The sequence below is a fragment of the Chitinophaga silvisoli genome (assembly GCF_003412465.1).
In the GTDB taxonomy this organism is placed as follows: domain Bacteria; phylum Bacteroidota; class Bacteroidia; order Chitinophagales; family Chitinophagaceae; genus Chitinophaga; species Chitinophaga silvisoli.
On record NZ_QTJV01000008.1, the window covers coordinates 261,712 to 274,384 of the forward strand.

Sequence of the window (12,673 nt, forward strand, 5' to 3'; positions counted from 1 at the left end):
TGGTTTTACTGTTGAATGAGGGAAATTGATGAACATAGGTATGAATCAAATATAATTGATTATAATATATTATCAAATAGCATCTTTGTATGAATAGTCTGTATAAATCAGGCACCAGCGGGCTTGTACTGCCCGTTCCGAACAAGCAATCTTTCCCGCCGGCGTATCGTGACAAGTCCCGGCTTACTTACTATTCCAGTTTGTTTAACAGCATTGAAATCAACAGCTCTTTCTATAAAGTACCTAAGGGAAGTACGGTAAAGAAATGGACAACAGAGGTGCCCTCTGCATTCGTATTTACTTATAAATTATGGCAGGAGATTACCCATGTGAAAGGATTAGCTTTTAACCCGGAAGATGTGCTAAATTTTATGTCGGTTATCAACGAAGCCGGGAACCAGAAGGGTTGTTTGCTGGTACAGTTCCCGCCTTCGCTGACAATAGATGGATTTGGCCAGGTAGAATCCCTGCTGTCGTTGATTACAGACTGGAAAGTAGCACTCGAGTTCAGGCATTCCAGCTGGTACATCAGCGAGACCTTTGAGCTGGCAGACCAATATGGAGCAAGTGTAGTCCTGCACGATATTCCGAAATCCAGGAATACCAGGCTCAATAACAAGGCGGATTTTGTTTATCTTCGGTTTCACGGTCCGGCGGGTGACTACAAAGGAGGCTATACACCCGCTCAGCTGGAACAATATGCTATACAGATCAAAGCGTGGATGAAAGAAGGAAAAGAAGTGTTTGTGTATTTCAACAACACCATCGGGGATGCAATTATTAACCTGATGGACCTGAATGCATTGATCGGTTAAACGGAAAAAACGATCCCTATATATGAAAAAGATTTTCGCAACCATCTGTTGTTGTTGCGCCCTGTACCAAAGTTACGCCCAGGACAGCGTACGATTTAGAATACTGGCCAGAGCTGAGAACTGGCAGGATATTATCGCAGCCACCACCTTACCCGATACTTTATCTGCACCGGCCTTACAGGTCCTTGGCACCGCATATCATATGTCTGCACAAAATGACAAGGCGCTGGCTATCCTGAACCTGGCCAGTGCAAAATCGCCCAGGGATCCCCGCTCCTATTACCTGAAAGGAAACATATTCCTGACGATGGAGCAATACGAGGAGGCAATAGCCGCTTTTTCAAAGGCACAGGACTGTGATGTCAGCTCCCGCAACTATGTAGGATTAGGGATCGCCTACCGCCACCTGAATAAGATCCCGCAGGCCCTGGATGTGCTGACCAAAGCCAGTGAACTCCCGGATGACGATGGCCACGCGAATATACTGATTGGCCAGATTTACACTGAACGCAATGAGAATGAAAAAGCACTGGCTGTTTTTTATAAAGTAAAAGATAAACTCCTGAAAGATGGGGAGGATTACCAGACAGCCTGCATCGGCATCTGTGATCTTGAAATCAAAGAAGGCAGGCATGATTTGGCATTGCCGGTGGTACAGGAACTCTTGGAAATAGATACGGCGAACTATGTGGCGATGACCAAAATGATCCAGATCTGCTACCACAATAAGGACTATATAACAGGCGACCGGTTCAAGGCAAAATTGTACGGTGCGCAGCGCGATGGCAACCTGGATGGTGAACTGAATGACCGCTTTTGCCTGGACATGTTTAAGTGGAACAGGAAAGACATTGTGGTATATGAAAGATACGAGCATGGTAGCTCGGACAAAAGATATAACAAGACTATTTTTGTGGTGAAGCCTTATCCGGATTCGGTGGAAATGACGATCCAGACGGAATATACCGTTCCAATTGAAGGCAGTGAGGGAGGTATGCCATATGTGCTTAGTGCTAAGGATGACAGCGGCCATCATGTTTATGAACAGCACTTTGATGACAGCTCAAAGTACGATGATCTGAAAGCTGCCGTGCTGAAAATACTGGATGATAAAAAACAAACGCATTAAGCCTATCTTTGCCCTTCAATTTTCATTGTCATGGCAAAACAATCACAGGTAATTATACCTGCATCGGGATTTAAATTTCTCGGGGACCTAAAGAAGAATAACAACCGCGAATGGTTCAATGAACATAAATCAGTTTACCAGCAGGAGTTGCAGCACCTTGAAAACTTTGCTGAAGCCCTGCTGGGTAAACTAAATACACACGACCTGATCGAAACTCCTTCCGGCAGGAAAAGCCTGTACCGCATCTACAGAGATACCCGTTTTTCACAGGATAAGACACCCTACAAAACCCATTGGAGCGGAAGTTTCAAACGTGCAACCAAACAAAGGAGAGGTGGGTATTATTTCCATATAGAACAAGGAAACAGTTTCCTGGCTGGCGGCTTTTTTGGCCCCGTTCCTGCCGATCTGAAACTGATCAGGGATGATATCTACTTCGATCCAAGACCCCTGCAAAAAATCCTGCAAAGCAAGGCATTTACTTCCTCATTCGGAAAACTGGAAGGTGAGCAATTAAAGAAAGCGCCTAAGGGCTATCCTGCTGATCATGAAGCCATTGACCTGCTGCGGTTCAAACAATACCTGCTCATCAGGCGGTTTACAGATGAACAGGTGATGGAAGAAAACTTCCTGGACGAGGCGAATAAGACGTTTAAAGCCATGCGCCCGTTTTTTGACTATATGAGCGAGGTACTGACATCTAATGGAAATGGAGCGTAAATTTCATATCTTACAGATATGAAGTTTCTCTATCTCTTACTACTCATTCCTTCTTTTGTCTTTGCACAGCATGACCAGCAACTGGAAAAAGGGCTGCGCAATGTAATCTCCGGCTTCCGCGGGGATGTAGGGATCTATGTTCGCAACCTGAAAACGGGGCACTATGCCGAAATTAATGCCGACAGTGTATTTCCTACTGCCAGTATTGTAAAGATTCCCATCCTGATTGGTGTATTCGATAAGATTGAGAAAGGGGAATTACAATACCACCAGCCACTCGTATACCGGGACAGCGCCAAATACGGCGGTTCCGGCATCATGCAGTATTTCAAAGACAGTTCGGATACGGAGCTAAGTGTACTCCTGGCCCTCATGATGTCTTACAGCGATAACACGGCATCTCTCTGGAACCAGGCACTGGCTGGTGGTGGAGAACGCATCAACCAGCTCATGGAGCAGTACGGGATGCAGGTTACCAGGGTCAATTCCCGAACGGCCGGCCGGCAGGAGATCTGGAAGATCTATGGCTGGGGCATGACCACTCCCCGTGAGATGGCTACCCTGATGCTGAAGATCCGTAATGGAGAGATTATCAGTAAATCAGCTTCAGAAAGAATGTACCGCCTCATGACCCACCCTTATTATGATGAGGGGGCCATCTCCGCAATCCCTCCCTATGTACAGGCTGCTCATAAATCAGGAGCGGTAGATGAATCCCGGTCTGAAGTCGTGTATGTGAATGCCCCACATGGGGAATATGTATTTTATATTGGCACCAAGAATATTGCCGACCAAAGCTGGACGGATGATAATGAGGCATCTGCCCTCATCAGAAAGGTATCTAAATACCTATGGGAGTATTTTGAAAAGAAAAAGGCATGATATTTAGCATACACTCTTTATGATCCGCAATATATTTCGCATTTTACTGGGCTTATTTTTGATCTTTGCCGGTACCGGGCACCTAAGCTTTGCCAGGTATGAATTTGAGGCCCAGGTGCCTTCTTTTGTTCCTATGAACGCTGACCTGGTGGTACTACTCTCTGGTGTCGTGGAAATTCTGATGGGCCTTGCCCTGATCTTTGTCCGGAAATACCGCGTACAGGTCGGCTTGTTCATCGCACTTTTCTTTGTACTGGTATTTCCGGGCAATATTGCACAATACGTTCATCACAGGGATGCATTTGGGCTCAATACAGACACTTTACGACTCATTCGACTCTTCTTCCAGCCTGTATTGATACTTTGGGTATTATGGGCTACTAATGTGCTACGATCACCGGCAGGCAGATCGCATTAAAACAGGAATACTGTTGCCATACACCATAATTCCGTCTTCGGGTGCAGTCTGCCCCGCAATGGTGATGTTTTGAGACACCACAATCCGGGAATTGACATGGATGGCACCGCCTGCCTCCGCCACAACAATTCTGTCAGGCTTACTTACGACATCCTACAGGGAACCGCTTCATCTATCGTTCAGGTTGGTCACGATGTACCCGGCACCCATCCCGCCCACCGCTGGCAGAGCGTCGGAAACCTTCCGCACAGGGAAAGAACAAAGTTTGGTCAATAAAGCATTGGAAATGCATCAGCATGCAAAGGGTAATAGTTTTTCATGGTATATGTGGGTTGAATCACTACTATGAAAACAGGGGCAATTCCTGCTGTGGAATTGCTGACTTATGGCCTGCGTTTTGCCCTACAGTTATAAACTCAAACATATGACCAGGCAAATCACAATCAACTTAGATGGGCAACAGTTCATGCTGGACCTGGAATTCGAACAACGCGATCATTCCATTGTCTATCATGTAACTCCAAACAAGCATTTCAGTGATCAGATCCCGGCAGGATTTGAAATGATTCAGGCTGAAACCGATAAGGAGGGAGCACCTACTTATGATGCATCCGGTCTGAGTGAACAGGGCAGGCAAATTGCTGAAACGATCAGTCGTCAAATCAGTCTGCTGCCTCCTCAGTTCAAAGGTGGAAAACCTGCTGAAGCTTAGCGCATCACATTTGCTTCGCCGGCGATAGCTTCAATTCAATAGCTTTAATTCAATGGCGGGAATTTTGAAGATGCATAACGCATCACATTCGCAGGAGATCGCTGATGGGCCAGTTCATTGGCCATAAATTGCAGATATGGACGGATATGCCTGAAGAACAGACCGTAGCCTTCACAAAGATAATTCAGACCATCTGGCAGCCTGTTCTTCGGGCATTCTCCCCGACAATATTTATACACATCACACCTGCAACAGGCTGCCGAAAGCAGCCTGAACTTATTCAGGCCAAAAGCCTGCTGCTTCTCTGAGTGCATCACCTGTTGCAAACTTCCTGTCAATATATTTCCAACTTTAAATTGCGGCTCTACAAAATGATCACAGGCATATACATCACCGTTATGCTCGACGACAAGCGATTGTCCGCAATAATCATTGAATACACAACTACCTGCCGGCACACCTGCTTCATTTGCCAGCGCAGCATCGAAAACAGGTACAAAATAGCGGCCTACATCTCTCTTCACCCACTCGTCGAAGATGCTAATCATAAAGCGCCCGAATTCCAGGGGCTTGACCGCTTCTTTTTTACCTACCAGTGGAATGAACTGCATGTACTCACTCCCCTCCCTTTTCAGAAAGCGATATACTTCCAGCGGATGCTTTGCATTCAGGTCGTGCACCACTGTGAGCGTATTGAATTCTACCCTGTACTTCAGCAAGAGCTGCAAGCCACGCATCACCTGTTTAAAAGTGCCTTTCCCTCCCTTATTCACCCTGTATGGATCATGCAATTCCGCAGGGCCATCGATGGAGATGCCTACCAGGAAATTATTATCCCGGAAGAAACGGCACCAGTCCTCATTCAATAATGTACCATTTGTCTGAAAAGCATTTGTAATCACCTTCCCATTTCTATATTGCTTTTGCAGCTGCAATGCCTTTTTAAAAAACGGAATCCCCTGCAGGGTCGCCTCACCTCCCTGCCAGACGAAATCCACCTGGTGACTGGGTTGCTCATTGATATAGTGCCGGATATATGCTTCCAGGACGGCATCTTCCATATATGGAGTTCCCTTTTCCAGGTAATAACAATAAGAGCATTGCAGGTTGCAGGTAGCACCCGCAGGTTTTGCCATTAAATTGAAAGGAATTTGCATCATAGGCACAAACCTAAGAGAAAAAAAGAGGTTAAACTATGACGGCGATCATTCTCCCACAGCGGATTACAGACGCTTTAACAGTAAATAACAATTCAATTTTGACTCTGGCACACTTTTCTCATTTACTATATCAGAAGTTTAAAAAAACGCCTGCAGACGCTGACTTAAACACCTTTATTGATCACAGTTTATTCAAATTTAAATATCATGAAAACGTATAAATATTTCATCATCGCAACATTATTCGTTGGTACCCTTAGCTTAAGTAGCTGCTTAGTAGAACGTGGCCCAGGGTATGGTCCCCGTCCTTATCATCATCATCATTATCATGGTGGCGGATATTATCATTATTAACCGTTTCATGTTCCAAATAAACAGCGAAGGCTGGGATGCTTATTGGGTAGGCATTCCGGCCTTTTCTTTATCAATCAGGTTTCTCTTTCAAAAATCAAAGCATCTCCGGGGCCGGCTTTATTACATTCAAAAGGAAGTACTAACATGTTTTTCTTTATTTTGCAGGGATGAAACCCCACTTACTCGTACTCCACGGTGCCATTGGTACCTCCTATCAGCTTCGCGCCATTGCCGAAGCATTATCTGATCATTACACTATTCACCTGTATGATTTTCCCGGACATGGCGGTCAGCCAATAGCAGATGCGCCTTTTTCCATTCCTTTCTTTTCTGCAGCGGTAGCGGATTATATTCGTACGCAGCAGCTGGAGCACCTCAGCATTTTCGGTGCCAGTATGGGTGGTTATGTTGCATTGCATTTAGCAGCTACACAGCCCTCCCTGGTAGACAGGGTTATTACCCTTGGTACCAAATTCCACTGGGACCCTGTTACGGCATTAAAAGAGACAAAAATGCTGCAACCGGCCCTGATGAAGGAGAAAGTCCCTGCATTTGCTGATTCTTTGGAAAAGATGCATGCACCGGCAGACTGGAAGATCGTGGTAGAAAAAACTGCTGAGATGATGATGGAAATGGGTGCAAAAAATCCATTGCAGGCAGATGATTTTAAGCACATCACTATCCCGGTATTGTTACTCTTAGGAGACAGGGACCGCATGGTTTCTTTTGAAGAAACGATCCAGGTATATAAACTACTGCCGGATGCCGGATTCGGGGTCTTACCCCATACCCCGCACCCGGCAGAACTGGTCAATGCGCAGTTAGTCGCTGCTATTGTTTTAAATCATCAATCCAGTAAAAAGCCCATTGCCGGATAATTCGGATCTTCATAACCAGGAATCTGCCCCTCGTATGTAGGTTCCCCATAAATCATCCCCAGTTTCCGGCTATCATATTTTGTCCAGGGATTTTTCCCTTTGATAAAATTCACCCAGTCCGCATGGATCTTTGACTGCAGGGCAGGATTTTCCAGTGGCTGATTACTGCCCCAGATGTATCCCAACTCCTGCCCATGGGTAGCAGGTTTGCCATGGGCGGGCTGCTCGAATGAATATAACCATACATTGGCCTTCTGCGCCCCTAATACATTTGCCAGGCGGTAGGTATGCAGCTGGTACATAATACGGCTCAGCGTTTGTATAATTCCGGCTGTATCCATTGGTGGGTGCACCAGGTCACCGTTCCTGCCAAACCAATCCCTCAATACGGTTGCATCCGGATGATACAGCCGTTTATCTATATTCATAAACAGCAGGGCTTCTGCTTTATTACTCCCCAGCAATACCCTTACATTTTTAAGCGGATGCTTTTGCAGCCAGTTGTATGCATCACTATAAATAATTTTATTGTCTGCCATAGGTCCGAAATAATTCGTTCCGGAGGCACCTTTCAGCACTTTCGCCTGGGCAGCAATGATGTCCTGCACTGTTAAGGTGAGAAACTGTTTCGGATCAGAGATACCCAGGGTATCCATCAGGCGCTGCCTGATAGCCCTGGCCGTAGTCGTATCCCTGATACAGTTTACGCCACCACTTTCCAATACCAGTTGCTGGTATTTACCTTTGGCCCCTGGTGCAACAAGGAGTACACTACTTAGCTTGGCACCGGCAGATTCTCCCATTACCGTGATTTTATCTGGATTGCCTCCAAAAGCCGCGATGTTTTCCCTGATCCATTGTAAAGAGGCTATCAGGTCCAGCACTGCGTTATTAGGTGCCGTTTCATAACCGGGAACATCATCCAGGTACAAAAATCCCAATGCACCCAGGCGATAATTGATGGTAATTGTAATAATACTGTCATGGTCTGCAAATGCGTGACCGTTCATCCACATGCCGGTACCGCCTGTCATACCTCCGCCATGTACCCAAACCACTACGGGCTTTTTCCCTTTTAAACCGGGTGTATAGAGGTTCAGGCGCAGGCAATCTTCATCACCTACCACCTTACCGTCGAACTGCGGTGCCACCGGTCCGAATGCAGTGCACGAAAGTGTGTCTTTCCATGCGGGTCTGGGAGTGGGCGCTTTAAAGCGCGCTGCGCTGGCATATGGAATTCCTTTGAAAACGAGGATGCCCTGTTCTTCAGTGCCTTTGATGTAACCGCGGGTTGTTTTAACTGTCTGAGCCGTGGAAATAGAGCATTGGAAAAGGAGGGCCAATGCAGGAAATATTGATCTTAACATAAACATAAAATTAAAAAAATCCCGCACATCCTGATGCTGTCTGTGACTGTCAACTAAATTCACTAATTTAGAACTATTATGAGAGGCTTACATTTTTCCAAATTTGAACCCGACGAGCAGGGAAAATCGCCATTTGACAAACTACTTGACGTGTTTACCCAACTGCTGACTTACACCAGTGGCGACGTTAGCGAAGCACTGCAATGGCTGACCGAACTGGACAAAGAATACCAGCTGACCAACGAAGACTACGGGATCGGAGACTTCATTCAGGAACTAAAGGAAAAAGGATACATCCGCGACAACGAAGAAAACGGGAGTATTCAGATCACCGGAAAAACCGAACAGAACATCCGCAAACGTGCCCTCGAAGAGATCTTCGGTAAACTGAAAAAGTCAAACGTGGGTAACCACAACACCCGTAAATCCGGGCAGGGTGATGAACTCAACGCAGATTCCAGACCTTACCAGTTTGGTGACGCACTGGAACAGATCGACATGACAGCGTCCATCCGCAATGCCCAGATCAATCATGGCATCGAGAGCTTCTCCATACATCAGGACGACCTTGAAATACAGGAAACGGATTTCAAAACACAAACGTCTACCGCCCTGATGATCGACATCTCCCACTCCATGATCCTCTACGGTGAGGACCGCATCACCCCAGCCAAAAAGGTAGCCATGGCCCTGAGTGAACTCATCACCACCCGCTATCCAAAGGACACACTGGACATCATCGTTTTTGGCAACGATGCCTGGCAGATAGAAATCAAAGATCTTCCTTACCTGCAGGTAGGGCCCTACCACACCAATACGGTGGCTGGCCTGGAACTTGCCATGGACATCCTGCGCAGGCGACGGAATCCCAACAAACAGATCTTTATGATCACTGACGGAAAACCTACCTGTCTCAAAGTCGGCAAACAGTACTACAAAAACAGCTTCGGCCTTGACCGCAAGATCCTGAACCGCACTCTGAACCTCGCGGCTCAATGTAAAAAGCTGAAGATTCCCATCACTACCTTCATGGTAGCGACCGACCCGTGGTTGCAGAAGTTTGTGACCGAGTTCACGGAAACAAATAACGGGAAGGCGTTTTTCTCCGGGCTGGACAAGCTGGGACAATTCCTGTTTTTTGATTTTGAAAATGGGAAGAGGAAAGTGCTGTAAAATGCACGCATCCTTTTTTATTTAGAATTGTAAAACAGCAAAAACGCCCAAATTTCAATTGTAATCAGTAAAACTTTATCAATTAATGAATATCAACATCAGCACGTTAGGTGAGTTAAAGAAGAGTGGATATCAACCAAAGTCAGTAAAGGAAGAGATCAGACAAAACCTGATTAAAAAACTACAGCAAAAAGAGATCACTTTCCCAGGTATCATCGGTTACGAAGATACCGTCATCCCCGACACAGAAAGAGCTTTGCTGTCCAGGCACAATATCCTGTTCCTCGGTCTCCGCGGACAGGCTAAAACCCGTATGGCAAGGCAAATGATCTCCCTGCTCGATGGATATATTCCCATCGTGGAAGGTTCTGAAGTGAATGACAGTCCCTTCGAACCATTGTCTAAATACGCCAGGGACCTGGTTGCTGAACTTGGCGATGCCACTCCCATCTCTTGGCTACCGGCAGAAGCCCGCTATGGCGAAAAACTCGCTACGCCGGATGTATCAGTTGCCGACCTGGTAGGGGACATCGATCCTATCAAAGCAGCAAATCTGAAACTGAACTACGCTGATGAAAGGGTGATCCACTTCGGTATCATTCCCCGCTCTAACCGCGGCATCTTCGTCATCAACGAACTGCCCGATCTGCAGGCCCGTATACAGGTATCCCTGTTCAACATCCTGCAGGAAGGCGATATACAGATCCGTGGCTTCAAAGTACGTATGCCGCTGGATATCCTCTTCATTTTTACCGCGAACCCGGAAGATTATACCAACCGTGGTTCAATCGTTACGCCACTGAAGGACCGTATCGAAAGCCAGATCATCACCCACTATCCAAAGAACGTGGAAAACTCTCTGCTCATTACCGAACAGGAAGCCAATGTACATGCAGAACAGCAACATGTACATATCAGTGATATGATCAAGCGCATGATCGAACAGGTGGCCTTCGAAGCACGTAACAGCGAATACGTAGATAAGAAATCCGGTGTATCTGCGCGTCTTACTATTGCCGCATACGAAAATGCGGTGAGTGCAGGTGAACGCAGGGCTATCATTAATGGGGAGAAGGAAACATTTGTACGGATCGCAGATCTGCAGGGTATCATTCCGGCCATTACCGGTAAGATCGAACTGGTGTACGAGGGTGAACAGGAAGGCCCGCTGCAGGTGGCCGTGAACCTCCTCGACAAATCTATCCGTACATTATTTGCAACTTACTTCCCGAATCCCGATTCTTTCAAGAAACGCAGCAAACAGGTACAACAGGCGGAGAACCCTTACAGGCAAGTCATCCAGTGGTTTGACAAAGGGAATGCCGTACAACTGTTGCAGGACGTAAGCGATAAGCAATACGAAACTGCCCTGTCAAAAGTAGATGGACTGAGAGAACTGATTAAAGGCCGCTTTCCCCAGGCGAATAAACAGGAGCAACTGCTGCTGATGGAATTCGTGCTGCATGGCCTGGCATCTTACTCACTGATCAGTAAAAAGGTCGTGGAAAATGAAACCAGGTTCAGCGACCTGCTGGGCACTATGATGAATTTTGGGACCAGTGCCGCCGAAGAAGAAGAAGAAAGTGAAGATTTCTAAAAAACATTGAATTTTGAATAAAAAAGGCTTCCGCTCTTGGTGGAAGCCTTTTTTTATCTATTTTTGTAGTGATCATTACAAAAAAGAAATGAGAGGAAGACCAAGCATTTACGATAATAGTGAAGCGCTCACCAAGGCGCAGCAGGTATTCTGGAAGAAGGGGTATACGGCTACCTCCCTGCCGGATATTTTGCAGGCTATCGGCATTGGTGCGGGTAGCTTTTACAACGCTTTTAAAGGAGGAAAGAAAGAGCTATTCAGCAAAGCTATACAGCAGCGCAGGGAGGCCTTTGCGGCATTCAAAGCAACTTTAAAGCAGGCAGCGGTACCAGTAGATCTCATTAAAGATTTCTTTCGCAGCATTGCTGCTGCCGATCAGCACACTCATATGCAGGGCTGTATTATTGTGAATACAGTGGTGGAAATGGCGAACCTGGATCCGGAGCTGGAGGCAGAAGCAGTGACCATACTCAAAGAGGTAGAAGCGATGTTTACCGCCACCATCGCAGATGCACAGAAAAAAGGTATGATTAAAAATCAAACAGACCCCGCCATACTGGGGCGCTATCTCATCACGCTCTGGAATGGCATCAATGTCACAAGGCGCATGTATCCAGACAATACAATTCTTGCCAAACAAATAGACATGCAACTGGAAATACTAAATTAAATCAGCTACAAACATGGATTTACAACTTAAGGGGAAGACTGCCTTTATCAGCGGCTCTTCCCAGGGGATTGGTTTTGCCATTGCGGCGCAGTTACTCAAAGAAGGCGCTGCTGTCATTATCAATGGCAGAAACAAAGAAAAACTGGATCAGGCTGTTGCGCAATTGCAGCCACTGGGTGAGGTATCAGGTATAGCAGGAGATATTGCCGATGTAGTACATGAAGTGCCGGCTGTAGACATTCTCGTGAACAATGTCGGTATCTTTGAACTGAAGTCTTTCTTTGAGCTTACGGATGCTGACTGGCTTCATTTCTTCAATGTGAATGTAATGAGCAGTGTACGCTTATCGCGTGCCCTTATGCCTGCTATGCTGGAGAAAAAATGGGGCAGGATTATTTTCATCAGTAGTGAATCGGGAGTCAATATTCCTGCAAACATGATCCATTATGGCATGACCAAAACGGCCATGTTATCGATTAGCCGCGGTCTTGCGCAACTGACCAAAGGCACGGCAATCACCGTGAATACCATCCTGGGTGGACCGACCTATTCCGACGGTGTCAAAAATGCGGTGGAGCAAATCGCATCGCAGCAGCATATGGAGGCATCCGTACTAAAACAGCATATTTTTGAAACCACGAATCCAGGTTCCCTCTTACAAAGATTTATTGAGCCGGAAGAAATCGCTCAACTGGCCACCTACCTGGCTTCCCCATTATCTATAGCTACCAATGGTGCGGCGCTACGTGCAGATGGCGGAGTATTAAATACAATACTCTAAGATATTTTTATATCTTG

The 12,673-nt window shown here is 46.3% G+C and carries 14 protein-coding genes; 12 read left to right on the forward strand and 2 right to left on the reverse strand.

The window, feature by feature from the left end:
- The first annotated feature begins 89 nt into the window (after positions 1 to 89).
- The 7 genes from DXN04_RS21530 to DXN04_RS21555 all read left to right on the forward strand — a co-directional run bounded on the left by DXN04_RS21530 (position 90) and on the right by DXN04_RS21555 (position 4,676).
- Positions 90 to 815, forward strand: coding sequence for a DUF72 domain-containing protein (locus DXN04_RS21530; protein WP_116855455.1), 726 nt, complete (start codon positions 90 to 92; stop codon positions 813 to 815).
- Positions 816 to 837: 22 nt separating this feature from the next.
- The gene (locus DXN04_RS21535) at positions 838 to 1,944 is read left to right on the forward strand and encodes a tetratricopeptide repeat protein (protein WP_116855456.1); all 1,107 of its coding nucleotides are present in this window, start codon (positions 838 to 840) and stop codon (positions 1,942 to 1,944) included.
- Between the two features lie 30 nt (positions 1,945 to 1,974).
- A complete protein-coding gene (locus tag DXN04_RS21540; protein WP_116855457.1) occupies positions 1,975 to 2,664 on the forward strand; it encodes a DUF2461 domain-containing protein in 690 nt (229 codons plus the stop codon).
- Between the two features lie 18 nt (positions 2,665 to 2,682).
- Positions 2,683 to 3,546: a serine hydrolase gene (locus tag DXN04_RS21545; RefSeq protein WP_116855458.1), complete on the forward strand. Its 864-nt coding sequence runs from the start codon at positions 2,683 to 2,685 to the stop codon at positions 3,544 to 3,546.
- 19 nt (positions 3,547 to 3,565) lie between these two features.
- On the forward strand, positions 3,566 to 3,964 hold the full coding sequence (locus DXN04_RS21550; RefSeq protein WP_116855459.1) for a DoxX family protein: 399 nt from the start codon (positions 3,566 to 3,568) through the stop codon (positions 3,962 to 3,964).
- A 69-nt stretch (positions 3,965 to 4,033) separates the two neighbouring features.
- Positions 4,034 to 4,240 (forward strand): hypothetical protein, encoded by a 207-nt coding sequence (locus DXN04_RS34610; RefSeq protein ID WP_147320014.1) that lies wholly within the window; start codon positions 4,034 to 4,036, stop codon positions 4,238 to 4,240.
- A 148-nt stretch (positions 4,241 to 4,388) separates the two neighbouring features.
- Entirely contained in the window at positions 4,389 to 4,676 is a 288-nt protein-coding gene (locus tag DXN04_RS21555) for a hypothetical protein (RefSeq protein WP_116855460.1), read from the forward strand.
- Positions 4,677 to 4,720: 44 nt separating this feature from the next.
- Here the strand turns inward: DXN04_RS21555 and DXN04_RS21560 are convergent, their stop codons facing one another.
- Positions 4,721 to 5,812, reverse strand: a complete 1,092-nt coding sequence (locus DXN04_RS21560) for an anaerobic sulfatase maturase (RefSeq protein ID WP_199415101.1) — start codon at positions 5,810 to 5,812, stop codon at positions 4,721 to 4,723.
- Between the two features lie 545 nt (positions 5,813 to 6,357).
- Between DXN04_RS21560 and DXN04_RS21565 the strand changes: the two genes are divergently transcribed.
- Positions 6,358 to 7,068 carry an alpha/beta fold hydrolase gene (locus tag DXN04_RS21565; protein WP_116855462.1) on the forward strand — a complete coding sequence of 237 codons (711 nt, stop codon included), beginning with the start codon at positions 6,358 to 6,360 and terminating at the stop codon, positions 7,066 to 7,068.
- Here DXN04_RS21565 and DXN04_RS21570 read toward each other — a convergent pair.
- Entirely contained in the window at positions 7,038 to 8,435 is a 1,398-nt protein-coding gene (locus DXN04_RS21570; RefSeq protein ID WP_158569100.1) for a carboxylesterase family protein, read from the reverse strand. The genes DXN04_RS21565 and DXN04_RS21570 overlap by 31 nt on opposite strands.
- Before the next feature lie 78 nt (positions 8,436 to 8,513).
- On the opposite strand from DXN04_RS21570, the gene DXN04_RS21575 reads away from it, so the two are divergent.
- The 4 genes from DXN04_RS21575 (at position 8,514) to DXN04_RS21590 (ending at position 12,656) form a co-directional block, all read left to right on the forward strand.
- Entirely contained in the window at positions 8,514 to 9,608 is a 1,095-nt protein-coding gene (locus tag DXN04_RS21575) for a vWA domain-containing protein (protein ID WP_072366085.1), read from the forward strand.
- An 85-nt stretch (positions 9,609 to 9,693) separates the two neighbouring features.
- On the forward strand, positions 9,694 to 11,205 hold the full coding sequence (locus DXN04_RS21580; protein ID WP_116855464.1) for a MoxR family ATPase: 1,512 nt from the start codon (positions 9,694 to 9,696) through the stop codon (positions 11,203 to 11,205).
- 88 nt (positions 11,206 to 11,293) lie between these two features.
- Complete coding sequence (locus DXN04_RS21585) at positions 11,294 to 11,875, forward strand: TetR/AcrR family transcriptional regulator (protein WP_116855465.1); 582 nt, start codon at positions 11,294 to 11,296, stop codon at positions 11,873 to 11,875.
- Positions 11,876 to 11,888: 13 nt separating this feature from the next.
- Positions 11,889 to 12,656: an SDR family NAD(P)-dependent oxidoreductase gene (locus DXN04_RS21590; protein ID WP_116855466.1), complete on the forward strand. Its 768-nt coding sequence runs from the start codon at positions 11,889 to 11,891 to the stop codon at positions 12,654 to 12,656.
- Positions 12,657 to 12,673 lie beyond the last annotated feature (17 nt).